This is a genomic window from Limosilactobacillus sp. (genome assembly GCF_041859915.1).
GTDB lineage: Bacteria > Bacillota > Bacilli > Lactobacillales > Lactobacillaceae > Limosilactobacillus.
This window is the reverse complement of the sequence record NZ_JBFLGB010000026.1, coordinates 1-22,559: the sequence shown is the minus strand read 5'-3', so window position 1 is coordinate 22,559 and position 22,559 is coordinate 1. Positions and strand designations below refer to the sequence as shown.

Genomic DNA, 22,559 nt, shown 5'->3' with positions numbered 1-22,559 from the left:
AATTCCGGCGATAATTCACCAACTTGGTGAGTTTAGATAGACCAATGAGGGAAGTAAATTGATGAACAATATTGTGAAGCTCGTTTTCTGTATTTTTTTGTCTTATAATATTCATGACGTAAGTCTCCTTTGTATCTTGGCTTTGGTCGACTAAAGTATACAACGCAGGAGAGCTTGCGTTTATTTTTTTGCCAAAAAAGCCAATAACCACACGCCTTTGGCGTGATTATTAGCTTTCAAGTTTCATCAATACATTTGTTATCCCAATCATTATCTGACATGAAAGGTCAGATGTAAAATGTTTGGTAAGAATATTTTAAATGGTAAACAGCTTTGTGAAAAATTAGGTATTAGTACCACTTTACTATACCGACTCCTTAAGCAAGGAATGCCTTATCACCAACTATCTACTGGAAGCCGTAAGTACTATAACATTGATGAAGTCCAACAATGGCTACTACACGCGGGATTTCATCAGCAAACCACGTGGACAAAGTAGGTAAGAAGGTTGTAAGATATCTGTTAGATCAGTTCTTACAACCTTTTCTTTTTAGCGAAGGAGAAGGTTTATATGATCAAAAAAATGAAAACAGGTAAACATGCTGGGCAGTACCAAGTACGTATCCAACCCGTTAATAAGGTAACAGGTAAGCGTGAAAGTTGGCCAATTGAATACGCTAAGAATATGCGTGATGCGAAGGCCGTTGAACGTAAGATGTGGGCTGATTATGAGGATGGAATGCAGTTATGGGATGGCACCACAGTATTTGCGGATGCTTTTGAACGATATGTGAAACAACGTAAGAGTTCTATTTCACCTGTTACTTATCGTGATTGGAGTAACTCGGCTGCTGAATTCAAAAAGTATTTTCAAAATGCCAAAATTAAGGATATCAATGAACGAGTGGTTGAAAAGTTTGCTCATGATTTTGTGCGTAAACATAAATCAACAGTTGGTCGAGCTACTGTAATTGCCCATCGGTTAGCACACATGCGTAATTTCTTCAAAGAGATAGTTGGGACAGTGGTTAAGTCCAATCCGGTTCCTGAGCAATTTTTAGATAAATTCTTTCGGAAGAGTGACTTCAGTGTTAGTAAGCAGCGTTATATTTTTTCCAATGATGAATTGCAATCGATTAAAGAACAGATTCAACTAGGCTTAAATAATACTTCGGTTGCTAATTGGGGTACTCGCTTGGCCTTGTGGATTGATTTAGAAACCGGAATGAGGCCTGGTGAAGTTCAAGCATTGAGATTTGATAACCTTGTTGTTGAGGATGAATATCCAACGTTCAAGATCAATGATTCATGGTCTGATTATGCTAAGGCCTTCAATGGTTCACTGAAAGCACGTCCTAAGGGTTATTCTAGGTATTGTCTACCAATTTCGCAGTCACTTGCGGATTTTGTTGAATTGTACCGAAGCGAGCAACAGAATTTCTTGAGTCGTCATGGCTTGAAAAATCCGGAAAATTTGATGTTCCTGAATTTACATGATTACAAGACTTGTGCGAATAATATTCCGATTACTCAGCGGAGCATGAATGAAATGCTAAAGAAGATTTGCAACAAGCTAGGAATTGAAGGGCATGGAGCTCAATTGTCCATGTATTCTTTCCGCCATACGCTGTGTACAAAACTTGCTAACAAGCCAGGGATGTCTTATCCGTGGGCTGCTGAGCGAATGGGTAATAGTCTAGCTATCTTTATGCGTGTATATGTTAAATCTGATCGCGACGTTAACCGAAAGATGATGGATAATTGGATGGCTTAATTAACTGCATGAATGAGTGTTAACTATTAATGCACATTTTATCATCTGGTTTCAGCAGATGGATGAGGTTTGCAATTTAGGCACAAATTATGCACACAATTTATTAATTCTAAGTTTCAAAAGACTGATGTATCAAGGGAAGGCGTGGATTAACCTCCGACCTTCTAGTCAGCACTATAAAGAGTCTAATAGCCTATTCTGACGGCATTTCAGTCGTTAGAATAGGCTATTTTACGTTAAAAAACGTTATCGACTTCTCACTTTTTCTCACGTGAGTGTTTTTTGTGTTGTTTTGATCTACGACGGATTGCTGCAGGCCAACGGCACCAAGCATTTAGCCGATTTTGATGTGTGAAAAAGTGAGAAATAAGGGCAAAATTTGATGATTTAAGTAGTAAGAATAGTCGCGTATCAAAATGTACTAAAGAGAAGCGATGTGGATAAATTAATGTATATATTATATAATAAAATTGTATATACGAAGAGAAAGGAGCCTGAATAATGGCTATTAAGTCACCAACTAAAATTTTCAAATCAGGTAATTCAAGTGCTGTGCGGATTAGTAAGGACATTATGGATGCAGCGGGGCTTAAAGTAGGCGATAAAATCAATGTGACCCTTAATTCTCATGATGGTAGTGTTGTGATTAAGGCTGCTGATACCGATAATAAGGCCCATGATCATTTTTCTGAAATTTTGAATCAGAGTTTAGACGAAGATCAAGCAATATTGGACTTCCTAAAGGATAAGTAAACATGGAATATTTGACTGAGGAAGAGCTAACTGAAATTAACCGTCGAATCATTCGTCGGGCTGGTGAAGGCTCAATAGGTGTATTGGATGTTAACGGATTAAATAGTATTATTGAAGCGCCAAAGCAGGTTTTCTTTGGGCGTGAGGCTTATCCGACGGTTTGGTTAAAAGCAGCCTACTATTTGCAAAAGATTACTAAGAAACACCTCTTTGCTGATGGTAATAAACGGACAGCATTTGAAGCTGCAAAAGTATTTTTAATCTTGAACGGAATAACTCTTCACTTTGAAGGGATTGAGGCTGGACAAATGGTTTTAGATGTTACTAACTCTCCCGATTCAGAAGAAGTCATGTTGAAAGTGGCAGAGTATCTGAAAAAACATCAAGTCAAAAAGTGATTTTAATATGACACTTTTCCCGCCACATCAACTTTTGAACAAAGTTCTTGACTACACTTTTAACATTGGGTCTTAACACGTTTAGAGTTAAATACTGTTGTATCAATACTTCAGTTATCCTAAAGCATAATCGCCTATTCTGACGGCATTTTCAGTCGTTAGAATAGGCTATTTTACGTTAAAAAACGTTATCGACTTCGCACTTTTTTCTCACGTGACTGTTTTATGTGTTACTTCAAACCACGTTGAATCGCTGTAGGCCAACGGCACCAAGAACTTAGCCGATTTCGGTGTGTGAAAAAATGAGAAATAAAGGTAAAATTTATTGATTTAAATATCATGTATAATCTGGGAAATTTACTTTTTATTATTGGTTAAATGCATTGTCGGCCGATTCTCTCTCGTCCATTTTTGGGGATTACTATCGTCCGGGATGGTGCCGTTCAAAATCTGTTTATAATGTTGAACTTTATGATCCATATAATCGACAGTGGCTTTGGCTTCTGATAGCTGTTGATAAGCTCTTTTGCGTTGGTGCAAAATAATTTGATACCATTTCTGCATGTTTTCATGGGATTCAGGTAATTTGCAAAGTTTACAATACTCCTTGATGTCGTCAATTGAGGCCCCACATCCCTTTAGGCAGGTAATCCCCTGCATCCAATTAAGTGATTTTTCGTTAAATACACGTCGATTCTGTCCATCACGTTCACATGGCAGGATATTGATGTCGGTATAGTAGCGAATAGTGTATTCTGTGACATGAAACATTGCGGCAAACTGTTTTAATGAATAGGTCATACCATTCTCCTTAAGCTAAAAGATTGACTTCGAGTTACACGAACTAACTATACTTTATGGTAACACGAGTAGTTAAGCACCGTGCTTGAAAGAAAGTTTTTTAAATGGAAACTATCACGTTAAATAATAATGTTGAAATGCCGCTGTTGGGCTTTGGTACCTTTCAACTTGCTGGCCAGAATTGCGTAGATGCGGTCAGCACCGCAATAAAAAATGGCTATCGGTTAATTGATACTGCAGAGGCTTACGAAAACGAGGAAGCAGTTGGACAAGGAATAAAGGCGAGTGGCATTGATCGCCGAGACTTATTTATCGTAACCAAGGTTAATTTTAAGTCCTATGATAACGTACGGGACGCCGTCCTTTCCTCCATGCATAAATTGAATACCGACTACCTGGACCTGGTCCTCCTGTATTGGCCATTTGGTAACTACTATCATGCTTGGCATGAACTGGAACGACTTTATCAAGAAAAGCGAATTCGTGCTATTGGGGTATCTAACTTTGAACCAGACCGGTTGGTTGATCTTATTTCATTTAATAAGGTAGTGCCTGCCGTCAACCAGATCGAAACAAATGTCTATTGCCAAAGAAAGTCAGATCGCAAATGGTTGGCTAAGTATGGAGTCCAACAAATGGCGTACGCACCTTTGGGGCAGGGAAAACGAAACAAGATGTTCTCAGAACCGGTGATTATTTCACTAGCAAAAAAGTATGGGAAAACGCCAGCACAGGTATTACTACGCTACTTTACTCAGAAAAAGGTTATTGTTATTCCAAGAAGTACACGTATAAAGCATATTCAAGAAAACATTGATATCTTTGATTTCACAATGACAGATAAGGAATTACAAACAGTTGCAGACATTGATAAACGCCAGCCATTGATTGGCAATCCTGAAGATCCTAGTCTTGTTGAAATGGCTATGAATTGGTAGGAGAGTGACCATAAATGAATGTGTTGATTTTAGGTGCCACTGGTACGTTGGGAACCGCGCTAACGAAAAAATTAATGACGACAACAAAAGAGCATCTGACCTTGTTTGCCCGACATGCTGATAGGTTAAAGCCTCAAGCGCGTACTCGAATTATGGTAGGAAACGCTCTTGAACGTAATGATCTAAGACGGGCATTGAAGGGACAAGACGTGGTTTTCTGTGCCATTTCTGGTAAACATCTTCCTCAAGTTGCAAACAACCTTGTTGAGTTAATGCCTGAGGAAAAGGTTGACCGCCTAATTTTTATGGGTGCCGTTGGGATATATAATGAAATTCCCGATGAAATGGATGGAAAAGATAACCTAGTAAATAATCAGGCTCAGTTACCGAATAGGAAAGCAGTTGATATTATTGAAAGTAGCAATCTAAACTATACAATTATTCGACCAGGCTTTCTAAGGGCAGGTAAAGAGGATGATTTTGTGCTAACTATTAAGGGTGAAAAGGCAAGGGGGTATATAACAACAGTCCCATCATTACTCAAATTTGCCACTCACTTGATTAGCAATGATAAGATGTATTCAAGGAGGAATATCAGTATCACTAGGGATCTGATTTAATGTCCTAATTTAAATACTCGCAGGTGCCAACATGGAAACAAGAATTTTACGTTATTTTTTAGTAGTAGCTAAGCAGGGAACAATTTCGGCGGCTGCACGGGAATTACATATCTCTCAACCAACGCTCAGTCGGCAAATTCAACAGCTCGAGACGCAACTTAATACTCCCCTATTTACCAGGGAACGGCGACGAATGTACCTGACTAAGGCTGGTAGTGCATACGAAAAGAAAATTCGGCGGATAATAGCTGAACTCGATCAGGCTAATCAAATGATAGCAAACATTAATAATAATGATTTAACCGGCACAATTCATATTGGTTGTGTTGAATCGGAAGTAACGAAGCTATTATTACCCCAACTGATTGCTTTTCATAGACAGTATCCACACGTGCGCTACGATTTTTATGATGCCGATGGTGAAGATATTCAGGAACGAATGGATCAAGGAAACATAGAACTGGGCGTGGTCTGTGCACCGATTAGTACCGTTAAATATCATACTCTTAAGTTACCAATTCAAGATCGGTGGGGATTACTAGTTAAATCAGACAGTAAGTTAGCTCACCATCAAGTGATTACAGCCGAAGATCTACAAAATTTGCCGTTAATCATTCCCCATCGGGCATTATTCTATGATGATTTAAATGAGCTGGTTCAGGGAAGAGAGTTAGAGATAGTTGCAGAATCAAACCTACTCACCAATGTCAGCTACCTTGCTCAAGCAGGTATTGGAAATATTGTTTGTATTGAAGAAGCTCCACGACCATCTTCAACTAATTTAAAGTTTATCCCCTTCTCTCCTGAACGTCGTCAAACACAATTTCTTATCTGGCCAAAAGGAAATACTTTAACTGAAGCAACGCAAAGATTTATCGAAAAGCTCCAAACTATATATGCCTAAATTGAGTAGACAAGTATTAACTATAAGCAATTTACATTCATAATTAGTCACCTCATAATAGCACTAAAGAGGCGTTGATCGATGAAGTATAGTCATATTCCACAGACAGATATTAAAATATCTAAATTAGCGGTTGGTGGGATGAGCTTTGGTAAGCCCGCCATGAAGACTTATCGGTGGATTTTAAATGAAGAACAGACCGATAAGGTGGTTCAATATGCCCTTAGTTTGGGCATCAATTTTTTTGATACGGCTAATGTTTACGGAATGGGCACAAGTGAAGAGTACATTGGTAATTCATTGAAGAAACATCAAATCTCACGAGATAAGGTCGTCCTTGCTAGCAAGGTTTACTTTAATGATGGTCGCCCTTCCAAAGAAGCAATTAATCGGGAAATTGATGGTACTTTAAAGCGGCTGGGCACCGATTATCTAGACCTATATATTATTCATCGCTTTGACTATGATCATCCAATCGAAGAAACCATGGAAGCTTTGGATAACGTAATTCAAGAAGGCAAAGTGCGGGCCATTGGCGCTTCGGCTATGTATGGATACTAATTTCAAAACATGCAACACGTTGCTGAAAAAAACGGCTGGCACCAGTTTGTCGCAATGGAGAATCACTATAACCTCCTTTATCGTGAAGATGAACGAGAACTGATTCCTATTTGCAAGCAAGATGGTGTGATGATGATGCCATATAGTCCGTTCGCCAGTGGGCATTTGACCCGGCCAACTTGGGAAGGACATTCCAAACGTAATGAAACGGATACTTCAGAACGGGCCAAGTACGACCATGCTAAACAGCAGGATATGCCGATTATTAAACGGGTCGCTGAAGTGGCTGACCAACATCATGCCAAGATGTCGCAGATTGCCCTAGCCTGGCAATGGGCCAAGGGGATTACAGCACCAATTGTTGGTGCAACTAAGACTCAGTACCTGGATGATGCGGCACGGGCCGTTGAAGTTGAATTAACTCCTGATGAAGTGGATTATCTCGATGAACCATACACAGCTCACGAGATTGTCGGCGCACTTAATCAGAACCCCGTGGGCATGTTACCCAAGGATGTTAAGTAGGAGGGCATATTATGAGTTTGGTTGTAAACCTGTATTATACCGGTGAAAATGACAGTGCTAAACGATTTGCCGAAGAGATGGAGAAGACTGGAGTCGCGCAACGGATTCGTAATGAGCCTGGGAATGAACGGTATGATTATTTTCAATCACTGAACGATTCAGAGACGATTCTCTTGATTGATCAGTGGCGTGACCAACAAGCCTTGAATGCTCACCATGCGTCACCAATGATGCATAAACTCGCTAATCTGCGAGAAAAGTATGACCTGCACATGCGCGTTGAGCGTTACGTTACTGATGTACAGGGAATACCAGCGAATGATCAGAAATTCATTCGTAAATAACGCATTATTAATTAATGAAGGGAGCCATTCGACTATGAAAGCAACCGTATATGAAAAGCCGGGCGATGTTGAACTTAAGGATGTTCCTAAACCGGAAATAAAGACGGCCAATGACGCCATTATCAAGGTCGTTCGGGCCTGTGTCTGCGGATCGGACCTATGGTTTTACCGGGGCATTCATGAATTTTATCGTCCAGGAACGGTGGTTGGCCACGAAGCAATTGGCATCGTGGATGCGGTTGGTGGAAACGTCAAGAACGTTAAACCAGGTGACTTTGTGATCGTACCGTTTACCCATGGTTGTGGGCACTGTGTCGCCTGCAAGAATGGTTTTGACAGTAATTGCCTTAACAGCAACTTCGCCAGTGGCATTACTACCGGTTACCAGGCTGAATACCTGCGGACAGAGAATGCTAGCTGGGCATTGGTCAAGATTCCTGGTCAACCAAAAGACTATTCCGATGCACAGTTGAACGACCTTTTGACGCTGGCCGACGTGATGGCAACTGGTTACCACGCTGCTACTAGTGCTGAAGTAAAGGATGGCGAAACCGTAGCAGTTATTGGTGACGGTGCGGTTGGCCTTTGTGGCGTTATCGGTGCTAAATTGCGTGGTGCCAAACGAATTATCCTGTTGAGTCACCATGCTGACCGAGCTAAACTTGGGCGTGAGTTTGATGCTACGGATATCGTTTCTAGTAAAGGTGACCAAGCAGTTAAGGATGTTTTAGCGTTGACCGAAGAAAATGCCGGGGTTGATGCAGTTCTTGAATGTGTTGGTGCGACTAGCGCAATTGAGCAGGCCGGATAAATTGCTCGTCCAGGTGCTGTGATTGGCCGGGTTGGTGTTCCTGAAACGGAGCCTAAAGCAAACCAGCTTTTTGGTAAAAACATTGGCCTTCGTGGGGGAACGGCGCCGGTAACCACTTATGATAGGCAAGTATTACTTGATGCCGTTCTAAATGGTAAGATCCATCCAGGAAAGGTATTCACGAAGCGGTTCAAGCTTGATGAAATCAAGCAGGCTTATGAAGCGATGAATAAGCGGCAAGCAATTAAGTCACTGGTAATCGTAAGTGAATAAATAGAAGAGTCAACTACTTGTATTAAGTCAAATAGAGACTGAGTTAACGCCCAGTCTCTATTTTAAATACTTAAGCTCTCCGGTGAGGCCGGGAGCTAACTTAACTATTCTAAAATAAAGGAGTAAGTCTTCGATGAACAATCAAGATAACAGTTTGATAAGTGACCCGAAAGGTAAGATTTTTGATGTAAGTCTACGGATTCTGATGGCGCTGATTGGGATCTTTCTTCTATCCATTGGAACGTCCTTCCTGCTAGGGGGACACGTTGGTACACCGCCGTTTACTGCAACTAATGTTGGTGCCTCGAACATGCTGCATATTGGCTTAGGTAACTTTCAATTAGCCTTCAACCTGATTATTTTAGTGGTTGTTCTATTTCTTGATCATTCAATGATCGGGATCGGGACAATCCTGAACATGGTGCTAGTCGGTTATATTATCCAGTATGGTAATGTCTGGTATCAAAATACCTTTGCGACCAATCATCACATGGGCTTGCTCCTAATTATTGGTGACCTGGTTATCGGTATGCTGTTATTTACATTTGGGGCATCACTATACATGTGTGCGGACCTGGGGGTTGCACCTTACGATGCCATTGCCCCGATTGCGTCCTCAAGGCTTCATATCAAATATAAGACAGCGCGAGTTATTCAGGATATTGCCTTTATGATTTGTGCACTGTTGGTTCATGGCTCGGTTGGGGTGGCAACCTTCGTGATTGCTTTCTTCGCAGGTCCCTTGATTAACTATTGGACTATCCACGTTAGTCGGCCGGTTCTGCACAACATTCATTTGATTGCCGAAAACAAGACGAAGATTCGTCGGTTGGGGTCTTCTCTTAAGCAAGCGGGAATTATTAGTTATAAGACGGTGATTAATTGGTATCGGGAGACGCTCCAGACACAGCTATCAGCTTCCCGTTATTCTAACCATGAGTTGGATGAGCAGCTTGATATTGCCAAAAATAATCTGTTACGGGCACAGAAAATTTATAAGTCGATGCAAGATGAATATGATGTTTTAACACAAGAGAAGAAACGTCGACTGGATGCAACCAATGAAAAGCAATAATCATAAAACTACAGGAGGTTAGCTTTTTGAACAAACATTGAAAAATCGGCATTCGGTTTGTTGGTTTATGGATTGGAAGGTAGCGGTTGAGGATATTTGACAGGATCTGCTAGGCTTCATCGACCTGATTGGGGACGATCTTGGAACTAGTTCGCTAAGTAAAAAACCAAACTGGAAGTTACAGCTATCAAGGGTGATTCCAATGTACCCATAACGTCACGTAAGAACTGGTCAAAATGGACCCGGCAGAACATGACGGAATGGGCTTCGGTTTGGTGGTTGAGAAAATGAATCTCACAGCGGCAAAACGGTACAATACGCAAACTATCCTTTACTTAACCCTGAATCGGCAGAATCACTGTATAACCTTGATGCCTTGGGCAATGATATTGTTCTCGGTACCAGCAATTGGGAATTCCAATTGTCGAAGGCATCATCGATATCGAATAGAATTGTAATGTAACTTAGAGTTGGAGGCGCAAGATAACGGCATTTTGGCAGTGTTAAAACTCGGCTAACTCACTTAAGACTACATGTTTATTTGCCAAAATGTTTGCCATGAAAATACAATAATTGAGTTTAATAGCCAGTTATAACGGCGAACCCCCGTACTATTTTTAAATATGAGGTAGATTGTAAAATTTAAGTTGAACATTTAAGTGGACAGAAAAACCCATAAAGGTCTTTAATGGTGTTACCATAACATTCCATTGAAAGAAGGACCTTTATGGGCACCACTATCTTATCATTTTCAGACCGCGTTGTCATCGAAACACTTCATAATGAGAAACGATCCCAAAGGTCGTGGTCATCATTTTGAATCACTAGAGCGGCGGCATAATCGACCGAGTATATATTCTAAACGCATTAGTCAAAGCAACCGGGTTGTTTATTCGATTGATTCAAAAAAAACCTGGTAACCATTTTTAGTGTTTGGGGACACTATGCCAGTGGTGTCCATGCGCTGGACCAACATATTTTATGATGGCAGTAAATCAAGCAGCCTGCTATAACGATTAAAAGTACCGTTATAGCAGGCTGTTTTGTAAAAATAAATATAAGAAGTAATTACTTAACCAGGTAACGCAGCCAGACAGCGCCATCTTCATAGGATTTGACGCCCTTTAATTGTAGGGCCACTGGCTGACGATTGCCGGGACGACCGTCAAACAGGCTGGACTGACCGATACGGCCATCGATTCCGGGCCCAATTAAAACGCTGATTTCATCAACCAAGCCAGCGTTGAGAAAGCCGCCGTTAATTTTACCGCTACCGACAATTGCCAGCCGCCTAATACCAAATTCGGTTGCTAGAATGTCCATTGCCTGCCTTAAATCGATCTGGCCCTTACCAGTCGCAATCCAGGAAATGTTTTGTCGGTCAAGGTAATCCAAGTACTCCTTAGTGACGTCTTCACTAGTAATAATCAGGTGGGGGAAAACTAGTACTAGTTTCAGTGCCCCAGCACAACGTTCCCTTAGTATCAACCACAATATTGTAGCTATCCGCGGTTACGTTTTTAGTAAAGGTCGTCTTATTAAGTGTGGCATTGTCTTGGGGAATATACTGGCCACCACCAGTTAATTCACTTGCAGCAGTCACCCGACCACTAATGCGGGTAGGAGCGTTAATTGCATCTAATGATGAATAATATTCTGGATTTCCGCCAAGTTGGGCGGTCATCCCGCAATCGATCCGCCCGTCAACTGACTCCATCATATGAACGATAATGTACGGCTTGCTCATTTATAATTCCTCCTTAAGATTTCTTCTTTAATATTAAATCGTAGCGGTAGCTATTTGAAATACTTATTATTAATTAGGATTCATTCCAAAAATGAATTACAAATAAGGGGGGGATTATAAAACTTCCTGTGGGCTTTGCGTATTTAATATGACCATTATTCTGGCAGTACATCAAGGGCTATTTGAGGGTCCGGTACCCGTTCAAGGTAAACTTATTTAACAGCTGAACGTCATGATACCATTTATCATTTTTCCTGAAGTGGTTAGCACGGTTAACGGCAAAGGAACCGTGAAGGGTATATAAGAATAATGTTTCAGCGTCTTCTTTACCGAGTCCCGTCTTTTTTTGAATTGCGGGAACTACTCGATTGCGTTCATGAACCATGATGCGCCCGACGATGTATTCGGTTAAATCAGGATCAAGGAGTAATTTACGGTATTTTGCGCTTGCCCCCACCCGCTGGCAGGCTGGTATTAAAGACTCATTTTCTTTCAGGTAATCAACACTGAAGTCATTGATTTCCAGGTAATGCGGTGATGTCACCATAATGGCATCATCAAGGACCGCATTCAAAACGTCGTTAATCGAATCAAAGTGGAGATAGAAGGTCGACCTGCTAATGTCGGCCTTTTCGCAGATCTTTTTAATCGTGATTTTGGAATATTGTGTTTTTTGGATCAGCTCTAAAAAACTGTCTTTGATTACGTTGATTGTGTATATTGTTCGTCGATCTTGTTTTCTTGGTCCGTTTGCCAATGGTTCCACTATCCTTTCAATTAACCAGTAGGGAAGAGGTGTCCTGTTCTTGACACTTTTATTAGAGTGTCCATAAACCGATAGATTTTGCAAAAACGTTATTAATTTTAAGGGCACCGGTAACTACAATTAATAATATCATTTAACTACACGGTGTTCAAAAATAGACACGATATCGGATAAAGGAGAACCAATATGACTGATCTTGAAAATGTCGTAGCTCATATTAATAATGCTGATGCAATTATCATTGGTGCCGGTTCAGGGATGTCAAATGCTGCCGGAATGAATTTTTGGTATGAGGCCAGCCCTTTATTTATGAAGTACATGCGGGACTTTTATCAAAAGTATCACTTTGAAGGGATTTTTAAGGGATTCTATAACCGGTTTGCGTCGGAAGAGGAACGGTGGGCTTACCTACTAAAAATGTTGAAGATGGTTTCAACGATTCCGCCACAAAATGATGTCTATAACTATCTGAAAACAATTGTCCACAACAAGCCTTACCACATTATCACCACGAACCAAGATATGTTGTTCAAGAAGTTCTTTCCCGCAGAACACGTGAGCGAAATCCAAGGATCGTGGGGATTCTTCCAAAGTAAAAATACAGCAACGGATAAGAATTTGTACCCAATTAATCGTTACCTTGATAAATTACTACCTAAAATTGAAAGCAACCGACTACCCACGACGTTGATACCTAAAAGTAAGGTTGATGGAACACCACTTATCCCGTGGGTGCGGGGGCCGGAGTTTCTTGAAGATAAAAAATATTATGAAGAATACGAAAAAGCCAACCGCTTTCTTGGTAAGTACCGCTTAAAGAAAGTTCTCTTTATAGAAATTGGGGTTGGCCGGATGACGCCGATGTTTATCCAGGAGCCATTTTGGGAAATGACGAATTACTTAGCCCACTCATTCTACATTAACTTTAATCCCCAAGATGCGCTAACCAATCCAGTAATAAAAGACCGGTCACTATTAATCAGTACTGATACGGCAAAGGCTTTGCAAAGTATTGCCCATTTAATCAAAGGAGGACAAAATGACGAACGCGATTAAGACGGCCCAACAATGGCTTCATGATGCTGATGCATTTTTGATAACTGCTAGTAACGGCTTTTCAATTTCCGAGGGGTTAAACCTATTTGCCAGTGATCGTAAATTGACGACTGTTCTAGGCAATCTCGTTGAAAAGTATAATTTACCAAACCTACTTGGGGCACTTAACTACCACTACCCCAATGTCCTTGATAAGTGGCGCGTTTATGCGCGAATTGCGGAATATTACAACTATAATTACTATCCCGCTGAATTAATGGATAAGTTACGACAGATTGTGGGGGACAAGCCTTACTTTATCTGGACCTCGAATATTGACCATCATTTTGCTTTGGCCGGCTTTAATAACCTTCTTGAAGTCGAGGGAAACTGGCAGACGGGAATTTGCACTGCCCATCCTAAGGAACACCCGGCAGTCGACTTAAAAGCGACCCTTCACGAAATTTATGAAAAAGACCAGGCTGGTAATTTAACCGAAGGCGATCTACCAACATGCTCGTCTTGTGGAGAACCACTAGCAACCAATCTTCCTGGACCGACCTTTAATATGGATCAAGTACAGGTGAGCGCCTTTGAGAGTTTCATTAGTCGCTACCAAACAAAAAAGATCCTTGTTCTGGAGTTAGGAATCGGTCCCCAGAATCAAATGATCAAGGCGCCAAGCATGCAGCTGGTCGCTGGAAACCAGCAGAGCCGCTATATTACAATCAACAAGGGGCAATTAAATATTCTCGCTGCCATTGCTGATCGCTCAATCGGCTTTTCGTCAACGATCCTAGCAGCATTTGATGCGTTGATTACCGGGAAAGGTGATGTTGCTACTCAGGGGCCTGCTAAATCAGCCCCGCAACTATCACCCGAAGAGAAGAAAAGGCAGCAGAAGGTACTGCAGAGCTTTTATCCTTCATATACCGTCAATAAAGGTTACCAGCCAGGAGAGCTGATTATGTATACGACAATTGACGGTAAGCACCCGTCACATATACACACGGTTCAATATGGGCGGGCACTTATGTACTCGTATGGTGACCCGGTTGACGTTCACTGCTTTACCCAAGACGGTCACTATCATTTGGTTAAGCTGGGTTTGAACAAGGAAAATAATGAGGTTCATGGTTTTTATGTTGAGCCAAATACGTTTATTGCAATGGAAGATGCCAAGGGAGCAACGGGCTTTTCCCAAATCAGGATTACGTTGCCGTCATCGGCGTCAAGTGAGCTGATGATTCCTAGGGTTGAGCAGCTAAAGAAGGTGTTCCCACAACAAAAGGAGCTAATTGAACGTTTGACGGTAAGTGATTAATTCTTGTGCTTATATAAATAGCTGACAATGAATTCGGAGGTTTTCACGCATTCTTTGACATTAGCTTTTAATAGCACTAAACTTTTCAATAGAATATTTGATTAGTTTAGTGAGGCGGTAGTGATGAACCAGCAAGCAGTTGAATATAAGCACCAACTATATAAAGAACTATCAAGAGTCGGGAAAGGATTAAGTAGTGATAAACGGTTGGAAATCCTAGATTTACTATCCCAGTCTCCCAAGGTAGTTGACCGAATTGCCCAAGAAACCGGGATGAGTGTGGCTAACACTTCACGGCACCTTCAAGTACTGAAGGATAGTCGCCTGGTAAGAACCGTTAAAGATGGTAACCATGTTATCTACCAGCTCAGCTCACCGCAAATTAACGAGCTTGTTGCCTTGTTAGTCTCGGTTGGGGAAAATGAATTATCAGAGGTGAAGATGCTTCATGCTAGAGCTAACCGTCAAGAAGGGGTCAGAACCATCACGCTCGGTGAAGCAATTGATGAAGCAAAGCAAGACCTTATCCTGGACGTGCGACCGACTGAAGAGTATCAGGCTGGCCACATTGATGCGGCAATCAATATCCCGCTAGATAGTTTATCGACGAGCTTGTCACGGTTACCAAAGGAAAAAACAATTATTGTATACTGTCGCGGGCGGTTGTGTCCTTATGCCAATTTAGCGACCCAGTTATTAAACCAGCACGGCTTTACGGCCCGGAGTCTAAATTATAGCTGTTACGACTGGAAGAAAACAACTGAACATAAATAAAGCGGTTGAGAGATTTGCTTCTCCCAGCCACTTTTTTATTTGACTATGATTATTACCTTGACTTATAAAAAGTAAGTGTTAATATTTAACTATTCAATCAATTTGTTGAATAGTTTTTTGGAAAGTAGGTGATTAATCGATGAACGTTAATCATTTAGATACTGACGCACCGGGGATAACCCTGTTAGCCTTTGAAAATGACTGGTGCGCGCAATGTTATACCGAACGACCGGTTATTCAAAAGATTGAAGACGAGTATCGCGGACAGTTGACAGTTCAGTCGGTTAATGTCGCCACAGACGCAACGTTAGCTGACAAGTACCGGGTGCAGACCGCGCCTAGTATGGTCTTGATAAAGGATGGTGAAGTGGTGGAAAGGATTCCCCACTTTATCGACCATAACCAGCTAGAAAGCTTTATTCGTTATTACCTATAGAAATAAATATTTTCGTTGGGGGAATAAGTAATGGAAATTAAATATTGGTCAGATATTGCATGCTCGTTTTGCTACATTGGCTCTAACCGGATGAAGCGGGCAATGAAGGAAGTGGGAATTGCCGATGATACTAAATTGGAATTTAAGGCCTTCCAACTTGATCCAACAGCCCCACAGGAAACGACGGATAGTTACATTAACCACTTCACCCGGGGCAACGCTGCCCTTGAGCCCCAGGCCAAAAAGCAGATGGCACAAATTGAGGCAATGGCCCATGGGGATGGCCTGCCGATGCAGATTGAACAAGTCGTTCCCACTAACACACTTGATGCTCACCGGCTGATTAAGTTAGCTAATAGCAAGCACGATTCTGACCTGGCTGAACGGGTTATTAAGCGTTTCTACCAGGTGTACTTCAATGATGGGCAATCGATCGCCGACCACGATGTTTTAACCCGGGCGGCCGTAGCGGTTGGCTTGGATAAAGATGAGGTCGAACAGGTGTTATCATCGGATGATTATCGCCAAGACGTTATCAATGATGAGCAAGAAGCCCAACAGGCTGGGATTCATGCGGCCCCATTCTTTGTCATCAACAATAAGTATGGAATTAGTGGGGCCCAGCCCTATGCGGTTTTTGTAAAAGTCCTAAAACAGGTTCAAGCTGAGGAGGGATAAGCATTGGATAAGGATAAGAAAACAGCTTTTAAGACATTTGGTGACCAAGATACTATCGGCACTTGTGGGCCAGATGGTTGCAATATTGCTGGCCATAATAAACGAACTTTGCAAGATAAGAAAACGGAGGAAAAGAAAAATGGTTAAGAACTTAACTGATCAAAATTTTGAAAAAGAAACTGGTACTGGTGTAACGTTAACCGATTTTTGGGCAACCTGGTGCCCACCGTGCCGGATGCAGGGGCCGGTTGTCGAAGAAATTGCCAAGGAATATGATGGCCGGGTTAAGGTAAATAAAATGGATGTCGATGCTAACCAAGAAACACCGCTAAAGTTTGGTATCATGTCGATCCCGACTTTGATTGTTAAAAAGGACGGCCAAGTGGTTGAAAAGCTGGTTGGCCTTCACAGAAAAGACCAGTTAGAACAGGTCCTGAACCGGTACGCTAATTAAGGTGAGGTGGCAACAATGGAAAAAATTCCCGTAATGAGCAAGCAAGAATTAATGGATCACCTGGGCGATGGGCAGTACGTCCTTGAGTTCATGGCCGAATGGTGTCCTGATTGTAATTTTATAAAGCCTCATCTACCAGAGATTGAGGATGATTTTCCAGAATATAAGTTTCTCCAGGTAGACCGTGACCAAAATTTAGAGTTGTTCAAGGAACTTAATGTTATGGGTATTCCGAGCTTCATTTTTTTTAAGGACGACCAAGAGGCTGGTCGACTGGTGAACAAGGCACGGAAAACCAAGGAAGAAGTAGAGGAGTTCCTTCGTAAGCTCGATTAGTAATTAAAAAAGGTAGGGAAAGTGATGGGACAATTTGTTGGGATTGTAACTTTGGTAACCTTATTGTTTGCGTTGGTTGCTGATGCTCCTAAATAGGGTAATCATATAAATAAAGTGGGAGAGACAAGACTGGCTTGCTAAATCGCATTTTGATGTGCAACTAGCCTTTCGGAATCCCCGGTAAAGTGAAGTAAGTCTTTAAAAGTGTTTCTTACTGCTCATAAAGATTGATACTAGGCTACCTGACTCAGTAAGCGTAAGAAGGCAAACTAGTTACGTATAGTAGCGGGGAAACAGCATTTTAAACTGTAAAATCCTCGACCAATTTGGCCGGGGATTTTTTATTTTGGCTTCGCTTAAAGAGTTTAGCAACTTGGTAAGCCTTCGCCCCTTGTGGCGTCTCTTTTTATACCCCAAAGCAGGTTAATACCTACAAATCGGTGTCAAGACACTTTTCTTTTAATATCGGTGACAATTAATCCACTGGACGACTTCTGAGTAGACATCCCATTTTCGTTGGGGCTCGTCGAAAATATTGTGCATCAAAGAAGAGTAGACATGAAGCTCTTTATCATTGGAAGCAACCATGGCGTAAGCTTCTAATGAATCATGATAATCAATCAAACCGTCTTTTTGTCCCTGTAAAAATAATAGTGGATCCTTAAAGTCAGCTAGGTGTTCCCGGAGGAAGTAAGCTCCCTTAATTTCATTTTGCAAAATTCCGACAGTCAAGTGATGAAGATTAGCAGGATCATTTTGAATTCTATGAACTACTCGTGGGTCACTGTTAAGTCCTGTACTTAACACGTTAGGTAACTGCTTCTTGGGGTCGCCTGTTAAACCCTTACTCCACGTATTTGGTGCTTTAACAATAGAAACTGGATCAGCCACCACGAATCCATCAACCGTTTGCGGGTACTTTATACCGTATAAGAGGACTGTTTCGCCACCCATGCTATGACCAATGACAAATAAGGGGAGATTTGGATAAGCCGTTTGGGTTCTTTTAACCATTACATGTAAATTCTCATAAAGGTCAGTTAAAGAATCCATATATCCCCGTGGCCCTTCTGACTTTCCATGGCCAGGCTGATCATAGCGAAAAGCGTTGCAATCATGCTTAACAAGAAAACTAGCGAAGGGGTCATAACTTTTCGCATATGACGATAACCCATGAACGATAATTACATTTGCCTGTGGAGCTTCAGCTAGGTTAGTGATTGTGTGCAAATGAATACCCGAAGTGGCTGATTCAACCATCCTTTCAGTTTGGTTGCCATAAAAACTCATTGATATACACTTCCTCTTGCGTTAACGAACCGTTGCTCCAAGGACATTCTTGAAGTGTCCCATTGCCCACTTTGCCCCCAGAGTGGAGAAAGTAGCGACTGCCTTTTGGGGGATGACAATTTGATAATCACGGTTATATGCACTAATTGCCGTGTGCAATACACAGATATCGGTACATACTCCACAAATCCAGACTTCGTTAATCCGTCGTTCCCGTAAATAATTATCCAGATTAGTGTTTTGAAAAGCAGAATAGCGGTTTTTATTAAATTTATAGACATGGGAATCAGTCTGATTTTGTTGGAACCATTGGCCAACTTTGCCATACAATTCTTGTCCCTTAGTTCCAATAATGTTGTGAGGTGGGTATAAGCGATGCTCTGGGTTAAAATGATCATCTTTCAAGTGACCATCAGTCGGCAGAATCACGTAATCCTTATTTTTAAGAAACTGGTTAGCTAAACTGATGATTGGTTGCTCTAACGCCTGAGCTGGTTTACCGACGGTTAAAGATCCATTGTCAGCAACAAAGTCATTTGTGTAGTCAATAATTAATAATGCTTTTGTCATTTTAATTCTCCTCAGCAAATTGGGCTTTGGTAATCAATTGTTCTTGGAGATCAGCTAGCTTAGTGGTTAAGTAAACAGGGTACCGGTCAGGGTTGACTAGCCGTTTACTTGCTTCTGGTAATTGAGCGCGCAATTGCCGAGAAGTCTGTTGAATCTTAAAGACATCCGTTTCCACCTTTGCCGGCTGGCCCGCGGTTAAGTAGGTTTTTAATAGTGGTTTGGCAGTAAAGTTGGTTAAGATTTGACTGGCATTAGTGGCAGTAGGATCGGAGTTAACAACCTTGAGCGGTGTCGTGATGGATTCATCAGCCAGGGCGATGACATCGGCAATCGCCTTATTTGGCTGATCATTACTATAAATCCGGTAAACCTGCTTATTACCCGGAATCGTAACCTTTTCCCGGCTATCACTAACCTTAATCGTTGGGATCCATTTGCCATTGACGCTTTCTTCCGCTAATTTGTAGACGCCGCTTAAGACCGGACTAGAAGAACTGGTAATCAAGCGTTCACCAATCCCAAAGTTATCAATTGGTGCTCCTTCGTCCAACAGTGATTTTACAACGTGGGCGTCAAGAGCATTGGAAGCAGTGATTTTAGCCTGTGGGAAGCCCGCTTCATCGAGCATCTGCCGCGCTTTGATGGCAAGCTGGGAAATATCCCCGGAATCGATCCGAATGCCAACTGGTTCATGGCCATTGGCGCGGGCTTGCTTGAAGACGCGAATAGCGTTTGGAACCCCTGACTTAAGGACATCATATGTATCAACCAGTAGGGAAATCTTATTCGGGTAAACTTTTGCCCATGCTTGAAAGGCGCTTAGTTCGTCAGGAAAGCTTTCCACCCAGGCGTGCGCCATTGTTCCCGCTGCTGGAATGTGGAATTGACTAGCTGCTTGCAAGTTTGAAGTACTGGTGCAACCGCCAATCACGGCTGCCCGTGCACCATAAGTGGCCGCGTCTGGTCCTTGCGCACGACGGGCACCAAATTCCATAATTGGCCGTCCTTGAGCAGCATGGTTAATCTGCCATGACTTAGTGGCAATTAGTGATTGGTGGTTAATAATGTTGAGGACGAAAGTTTCTAAGAGTTGTGCCTCAATTAAGGGACCACTGATGGAGATAATTGGTTCTCGTGGAAACACTGGGGTGCCTTCGGGAAGAGCTTGGATAGTACAGCTGTTTTTAATTTTGCTAAGGTAGTCAAGAAAATCAGGGCTAAACTCTTTTAGTGATTTTAAGTATTCAATGTTTTCCTTAGAAAAATGCCAATTAGCAACTTGCTCAACTACTTGCTGGAGACCGGCCGCAATGACAAAGCTGCAATTATCAGGAACCCGCCGGTAGAAAACGTCGAACCGGGCCTGGCGATCATGAGGCAGGGTGGCGTAATAGCCGTTTGCCATTGAGAATTCATAAAGGTCGGTTAACATTTGTAAATCCATATTATCCACACTTTCTTTTAAGTAAAAAGTACTTTAATTATCGCAAGAATAAAAGTATCTTTGACTTTTATTTACGTCTAGTATAGATACTCTTCTTGAAAATGCAAGTTTATAAAATTAACAATTTAGCTTAAACAACTTTGGTGGCCGGCCTGAATGTTGTAATGAGGCGGTGCCGACTTCCTTAAACAGGTGATTATGAGTTTTCTTAAAATTGGAATTATCAATTTTATCGGGGGTGGTTCCTAAGAATGCCGCAAAGACTTCTCGGGCCTGGCGCAGGGTGAAGGAATCACCGAGAATGTGGAGGATGCCCGGTTGGTAATCGAGCTTATTTTTAATCCGGTTGATTGCGGTGTTGATAATTTGAACATGGTCAAACGCAAGATCAGAAGGCGTTGTTAAGACGAATTGCTGCCGATCGTGACTGATCACATACTGGTGCTGATCAGCACTCAGGATAAACCATTGGGCGTCAGTTGCCCCGTAGCCTGGATGCAGCTTGGGCGTCGAGGGCAGATAAGTCATGTAGGCTAATGATAAGACCCGGTTACCAGCAACCCGGTTGGGATCAGTAAAAGTGGCCAATTGTTCAGTTGAACTTATCGGCACCTGGAGGCCGATTTTATCCTCAATCAAGCGAATGCACGCTGCATCAGCACTTTCATGACTACGTAACAAGGTTTCTGGCAAGGCCCACTTTCCCCTTAATGGTTCGTCGGCCCGTTTAATTAATAATAACTGTGGCCGGTGCAGTTCCGTATTAAAGCTCCAAATAACATTCGTGATGGTTACTAAGGGGCGGGCAACAATCTTATTATCCAATCTGGGCTCCTCCTTTCCAGATAATTAGCTACTTCTATTTTAGCATTTACCTTTTGTGCTGTAATGATGCGATACAGTAGAATTTATTAAAGAAGGTGATCTGATGGTTAATCAAGTTCTCAGTGCCCTTGACTAAGAAATTGATCATCCCCGGTGTATACAGCCGAGGAAGTGGACAAATATGTCCAGGGTTATGCCTTTGCTCGGGCCAAGGACCTCTTTCTTAAGAATAGCAATGGTTTTTATTTAGTCGTTATTGATAAAAATAAGCGCCTCGATATGAAGCAGTTACGGCAGATTGTCCATGGGAACCGGCTCAAGTTTGCTTCGGATGCTAATCTAACAAACTACCTGGGTATTTATTCTGGTGCCGTTTCACCAATGAACTTAATCAATAACCAGGATCGCCAAGTTACCGTGATTTTTGATCAAGACATTGTTGACCATCATGATCAGATTGGGTGTCACCCGAACACGAACCAATAAACAGTTATTTTACCTGTTTGGGGTTTATTGAAACTATTAAAGCAGTGGGGCAACCCGGTTGTTAAGGCTCAAGTGTAATGGAAGAGATAGTAGTGGCGGACGATTTTAAGGAAGAACAAAAAGCGTTTTATCGGCCGAGTAAGGACCAGCCCAAAGCGATGTTCCCCCAGTGACTTAATTAGCGGTTTGTGGTATTGGTAATCCAAATGCCGGGGATGGGATGATCCAGGTTACTAAAGTTGGTGATGAGACGTATATCGACCGGTTGATTGCTAAGGATAAACAAACTGACCGTAATGACTAGGGAAAAATCAACTAAAATTACTAGGTAAATGTTAACAAGTAGACTTACCTAGTTTCATCTTAAATGATGACCTGAAACTTGAAAGCTGAAACTTGAAAACTAATAATCACGCCAAAGGCGTGTGGTTATTGGCTTTTTTGGCAAAAAAATAAACGCAAGCTCTCCTGCGTTGTATACTTTAGTCGACCAAAGCCAAGATACAAAGGATGCTGGCGCTCGCCGCCGACGAGCGGGCGCGCGAGGGCGTCTTCCTCGCCTTCCAGTACCCGGTCGAGATCCCGGGCGTGAACAACATGTATTTCCTGCGCGCCGC

Annotated in this window: 26 protein-coding genes and 3 pseudogenes; 21 read left to right on the top strand and 8 right to left on the bottom strand. The window is 41.9% G+C overall.

All coding sequences use genetic code 11. The features are described 5' to 3' along the window. Nucleotides 1-298: 298 nt before the first annotated feature. The 4 genes from ACEYV4_RS05145 to ACEYV4_RS05130 all read left to right on the top strand — a co-directional run bounded on the left by ACEYV4_RS05145 (nt 299) and on the right by ACEYV4_RS05130 (nt 2,925). The gene (locus tag ACEYV4_RS05145) at nt 299-499 is read left to right on the top strand and encodes a hypothetical protein (RefSeq protein ID WP_340555425.1); all 201 of its coding nucleotides are present in this window, start codon (nt 299-301) and stop codon (nt 497-499) included. Between the two features lie 72 nt (nt 500-571). Then, nucleotides 572-1,774, top strand: coding sequence for a site-specific integrase (locus ACEYV4_RS05140; RefSeq protein WP_340555424.1), 1,203 nt, complete (start codon nt 572-574; stop codon nt 1,772-1,774). Between the two features lie 501 nt (nt 1,775-2,275). After that, complete coding sequence (locus tag ACEYV4_RS05135) at nt 2,276-2,527, top strand: AbrB/MazE/SpoVT family DNA-binding domain-containing protein (RefSeq protein ID WP_367333287.1); 252 nt, start codon at nt 2,276-2,278, stop codon at nt 2,525-2,527. A 2-nt stretch (nt 2,528-2,529) separates the two neighbouring features. After that, nucleotides 2,530-2,925 (top strand): type II toxin-antitoxin system death-on-curing family toxin, encoded by a 396-nt coding sequence (locus tag ACEYV4_RS05130; RefSeq protein WP_047767667.1) that lies wholly within the window; start codon nt 2,530-2,532, stop codon nt 2,923-2,925. Nucleotides 2,926-3,282: 357 nt separating this feature from the next. Here ACEYV4_RS05130 and ACEYV4_RS05125 read toward each other — a convergent pair whose 3' ends face one another. Then, nucleotides 3,283-3,726, bottom strand: coding sequence for a MerR family transcriptional regulator (locus ACEYV4_RS05125; protein WP_047767665.1), 444 nt, complete (start codon nt 3,724-3,726; stop codon nt 3,283-3,285). A gap of 104 nt (nt 3,727-3,830) precedes the next feature. Between ACEYV4_RS05125 and ACEYV4_RS05120 the strand changes: the two genes are divergently transcribed. The 8 genes and pseudogenes from ACEYV4_RS05120 to ACEYV4_RS05085 all read left to right on the top strand — a co-directional run. Beyond that, a complete protein-coding gene (locus tag ACEYV4_RS05120) occupies nt 3,831-4,664 on the top strand; it encodes an aldo/keto reductase (RefSeq protein WP_373842318.1) in 834 nt (277 codons plus the stop codon). 14 nt (nt 4,665-4,678) lie between these two features. Beyond that, nucleotides 4,679-5,284, top strand: a complete 606-nt coding sequence (locus ACEYV4_RS05115; RefSeq protein WP_373842317.1) for an NAD(P)H-binding protein — start codon at nt 4,679-4,681, stop codon at nt 5,282-5,284. Nucleotides 5,285-5,315: 31 nt separating this feature from the next. Next, the gene (locus ACEYV4_RS05110) at nt 5,316-6,188 is read left to right on the top strand and encodes a LysR family transcriptional regulator (protein ID WP_373842316.1); all 873 of its coding nucleotides are present in this window, start codon (nt 5,316-5,318) and stop codon (nt 6,186-6,188) included. 81 nt (nt 6,189-6,269) lie between these two features. Continuing rightward, nucleotides 6,270-7,274 (top strand): annotated as a pseudogene (locus tag ACEYV4_RS05105) (aldo/keto reductase). A gap of 11 nt (nt 7,275-7,285) precedes the next feature. Then, nucleotides 7,286-7,618, top strand: coding sequence for a putative quinol monooxygenase (locus ACEYV4_RS05100; RefSeq protein ID WP_047767654.1), 333 nt, complete (start codon nt 7,286-7,288; stop codon nt 7,616-7,618). Between the two features lie 34 nt (nt 7,619-7,652). Further along, nucleotides 7,653-8,702 (top strand): annotated as a pseudogene (locus ACEYV4_RS05095) (alcohol dehydrogenase catalytic domain-containing protein). 133 nt (nt 8,703-8,835) lie between these two features. Then, the gene (locus tag ACEYV4_RS05090) at nt 8,836-9,777 is read left to right on the top strand and encodes a YitT family protein (RefSeq protein WP_373842315.1); all 942 of its coding nucleotides are present in this window, start codon (nt 8,836-8,838) and stop codon (nt 9,775-9,777) included. Between the two features lie 727 nt (nt 9,778-10,504). Next, nucleotides 10,505-10,579 (top strand): annotated as a pseudogene (locus ACEYV4_RS05085) (helix-turn-helix domain-containing protein); the annotation flags it as partial. A gap of 266 nt (nt 10,580-10,845) precedes the next feature. On the opposite strand, the gene ACEYV4_RS05080 reads toward ACEYV4_RS05085, so the two are convergent. From ACEYV4_RS05080 to ACEYV4_RS05070, 3 genes are all read right to left on the bottom strand, one after another. Next, nucleotides 10,846-11,271, bottom strand: coding sequence for a dihydrofolate reductase family protein (locus tag ACEYV4_RS05080; RefSeq protein ID WP_373842314.1), 426 nt, complete (start codon nt 11,269-11,271; stop codon nt 10,846-10,848). Continuing rightward, nucleotides 11,195-11,524, bottom strand: coding sequence for a hypothetical protein (locus tag ACEYV4_RS05075; RefSeq protein WP_367333284.1), 330 nt, complete (start codon nt 11,522-11,524; stop codon nt 11,195-11,197). The genes ACEYV4_RS05080 and ACEYV4_RS05075 overlap by 77 nt, the downstream gene beginning before the upstream one ends. Nucleotides 11,525-11,702: 178 nt before the next feature. Then, entirely contained in the window at nt 11,703-12,290 is a 588-nt protein-coding gene (locus ACEYV4_RS05070) for a TetR/AcrR family transcriptional regulator (RefSeq protein ID WP_373842313.1), read from the bottom strand. A gap of 186 nt (nt 12,291-12,476) precedes the next feature. Between ACEYV4_RS05070 and ACEYV4_RS05065 the strand changes: the two genes are divergently transcribed. The 8 genes from ACEYV4_RS05065 to ACEYV4_RS05030 all read left to right on the top strand — a co-directional run bounded on the left by ACEYV4_RS05065 (nt 12,477) and on the right by ACEYV4_RS05030 (nt 17,327). Further along, nucleotides 12,477-13,346 (top strand): Sir2 silent information regulator family NAD-dependent deacetylase, encoded by an 870-nt coding sequence (locus ACEYV4_RS05065; protein ID WP_047766960.1) that lies wholly within the window; start codon nt 12,477-12,479, stop codon nt 13,344-13,346. Continuing rightward, nucleotides 13,330-14,649 (top strand): cupin domain-containing protein, encoded by a 1,320-nt coding sequence (locus ACEYV4_RS05060; protein WP_367333282.1) that lies wholly within the window; start codon nt 13,330-13,332, stop codon nt 14,647-14,649. Before ACEYV4_RS05065 ends, ACEYV4_RS05060 begins: the two co-directional genes overlap by 17 nt. Before the next feature lie 123 nt (nt 14,650-14,772). Continuing rightward, nucleotides 14,773-15,423 carry a metalloregulator ArsR/SmtB family transcription factor gene (locus ACEYV4_RS05055; protein WP_047766962.1) on the top strand — a complete coding sequence of 217 codons (651 nt, stop codon included), beginning with the start codon at nt 14,773-14,775 and terminating at the stop codon, nt 15,421-15,423. Between the two features lie 139 nt (nt 15,424-15,562). Beyond that, nucleotides 15,563-15,859, top strand: coding sequence for a thioredoxin family protein (locus ACEYV4_RS05050; RefSeq protein ID WP_367333281.1), 297 nt, complete (start codon nt 15,563-15,565; stop codon nt 15,857-15,859). A 30-nt stretch (nt 15,860-15,889) separates the two neighbouring features. Then, a complete protein-coding gene (locus tag ACEYV4_RS05045) occupies nt 15,890-16,537 on the top strand; it encodes a DsbA family protein (protein ID WP_373842312.1) in 648 nt (215 codons plus the stop codon). A 3-nt stretch (nt 16,538-16,540) separates the two neighbouring features. After that, nucleotides 16,541-16,684, top strand: coding sequence for a hypothetical protein (locus ACEYV4_RS05040; RefSeq protein ID WP_169746073.1), 144 nt, complete (start codon nt 16,541-16,543; stop codon nt 16,682-16,684). Further along, the gene (trxA, locus tag ACEYV4_RS05035) at nt 16,677-16,991 is read left to right on the top strand and encodes a thioredoxin (protein WP_047766969.1); all 315 of its coding nucleotides are present in this window, start codon (nt 16,677-16,679) and stop codon (nt 16,989-16,991) included. Before ACEYV4_RS05040 ends, trxA begins: the two co-directional genes overlap by 8 nt. Before the next feature lie 15 nt (nt 16,992-17,006). Further along, a complete protein-coding gene (locus tag ACEYV4_RS05030; protein WP_047766970.1) occupies nt 17,007-17,327 on the top strand; it encodes a thioredoxin family protein in 321 nt (106 codons plus the stop codon). 459 nt (nt 17,328-17,786) lie between these two features. Here the strand turns inward: ACEYV4_RS05030 and ACEYV4_RS05025 are convergent, their stop codons facing one another. The 4 genes from ACEYV4_RS05025 to ACEYV4_RS05010 form a co-directional block, all read right to left on the bottom strand. Further along, a complete protein-coding gene (locus ACEYV4_RS05025; protein WP_373842311.1) occupies nt 17,787-18,617 on the bottom strand; it encodes an alpha/beta fold hydrolase in 831 nt (276 codons plus the stop codon). Between the two features lie 21 nt (nt 18,618-18,638). Next, nucleotides 18,639-19,187, bottom strand: a complete 549-nt coding sequence (locus ACEYV4_RS05020; protein WP_367333278.1) for a cysteine hydrolase family protein — start codon at nt 19,185-19,187, stop codon at nt 18,639-18,641. Nucleotide 19,188: 1 nt separating this feature from the next. Then, a complete protein-coding gene (locus tag ACEYV4_RS05015) occupies nt 19,189-20,631 on the bottom strand; it encodes a nicotinate phosphoribosyltransferase (RefSeq protein WP_373842310.1) in 1,443 nt (480 codons plus the stop codon). Nucleotides 20,632-20,748: 117 nt separating this feature from the next. After that, entirely contained in the window at nt 20,749-21,456 is a 708-nt protein-coding gene (locus tag ACEYV4_RS05010; RefSeq protein ID WP_367333276.1) for an NUDIX domain-containing protein, read from the bottom strand. A 153-nt stretch (nt 21,457-21,609) separates the two neighbouring features. Between ACEYV4_RS05010 and ACEYV4_RS05005 the strand changes: the two genes are divergently transcribed. Beyond that, entirely contained in the window at nt 21,610-21,942 is a 333-nt protein-coding gene (locus tag ACEYV4_RS05005; RefSeq protein WP_053003027.1) for a YbaK/EbsC family protein, read from the top strand. The last annotated feature ends 617 nt before the right edge of the window (nt 21,943-22,559 follow it).

Coding starts and splice junctions, on each gene's coding strand:
- ACEYV4_RS05020 (WP_367333278.1), bottom strand. CDS start 19,187: ATGACAAAAGCATTATTAATTATTGACTACACAAATGACTTTGTTGCT.
- ACEYV4_RS05055 (WP_047766962.1), top strand. CDS start 14,773: ATGAACCAGCAAGCAGTTGAATATAAGCACCAACTATATAAAGAACTA.
- ACEYV4_RS05050 (WP_367333281.1), top strand. CDS start 15,563: ATGAACGTTAATCATTTAGATACTGACGCACCGGGGATAACCCTGTTA.
- ACEYV4_RS05135 (WP_367333287.1), top strand. CDS start 2,276: ATGGCTATTAAGTCACCAACTAAAATTTTCAAATCAGGTAATTCAAGT.
- ACEYV4_RS05130 (WP_047767667.1), top strand. CDS start 2,530: ATGGAATATTTGACTGAGGAAGAGCTAACTGAAATTAACCGTCGAATC.
- ACEYV4_RS05120 (WP_373842318.1), top strand. CDS start 3,831: ATGGAAACTATCACGTTAAATAATAATGTTGAAATGCCGCTGTTGGGC.
- ACEYV4_RS05030 (WP_047766970.1), top strand. CDS start 17,007: ATGGAAAAAATTCCCGTAATGAGCAAGCAAGAATTAATGGATCACCTG.
- ACEYV4_RS05025 (WP_373842311.1), bottom strand. CDS start 18,617: ATGAGTTTTTATGGCAACCAAACTGAAAGGATGGTTGAATCAGCCACT.
- ACEYV4_RS05145 (WP_340555425.1), top strand. CDS start 299: ATGTTTGGTAAGAATATTTTAAATGGTAAACAGCTTTGTGAAAAATTA.
- ACEYV4_RS05075 (WP_367333284.1), bottom strand. CDS start 11,524: ATGAGCAAGCCGTACATTATCGTTCATATGATGGAGTCAGTTGACGGG.
- trxA (WP_047766969.1), top strand. CDS start 16,677: ATGGTTAAGAACTTAACTGATCAAAATTTTGAAAAAGAAACTGGTACT.
- ACEYV4_RS05115 (WP_373842317.1), top strand. CDS start 4,679: ATGAATGTGTTGATTTTAGGTGCCACTGGTACGTTGGGAACCGCGCTA.
- ACEYV4_RS05065 (WP_047766960.1), top strand. CDS start 12,477: ATGACTGATCTTGAAAATGTCGTAGCTCATATTAATAATGCTGATGCA.
- ACEYV4_RS05110 (WP_373842316.1), top strand. CDS start 5,316: ATGGAAACAAGAATTTTACGTTATTTTTTAGTAGTAGCTAAGCAGGGA.
- ACEYV4_RS05100 (WP_047767654.1), top strand. CDS start 7,286: ATGAGTTTGGTTGTAAACCTGTATTATACCGGTGAAAATGACAGTGCT.
- ACEYV4_RS05140 (WP_340555424.1), top strand. CDS start 572: ATGATCAAAAAAATGAAAACAGGTAAACATGCTGGGCAGTACCAAGTA.
- ACEYV4_RS05090 (WP_373842315.1), top strand. CDS start 8,836: ATGAACAATCAAGATAACAGTTTGATAAGTGACCCGAAAGGTAAGATT.
- ACEYV4_RS05015 (WP_373842310.1), bottom strand. CDS start 20,631: ATGGATTTACAAATGTTAACCGACCTTTATGAATTCTCAATGGCAAAC.
- ACEYV4_RS05045 (WP_373842312.1), top strand. CDS start 15,890: ATGGAAATTAAATATTGGTCAGATATTGCATGCTCGTTTTGCTACATT.
- ACEYV4_RS05060 (WP_367333282.1), top strand. CDS start 13,330: ATGACGAACGCGATTAAGACGGCCCAACAATGGCTTCATGATGCTGAT.
- ACEYV4_RS05125 (WP_047767665.1), bottom strand. CDS start 3,726: ATGACCTATTCATTAAAACAGTTTGCCGCAATGTTTCATGTCACAGAA.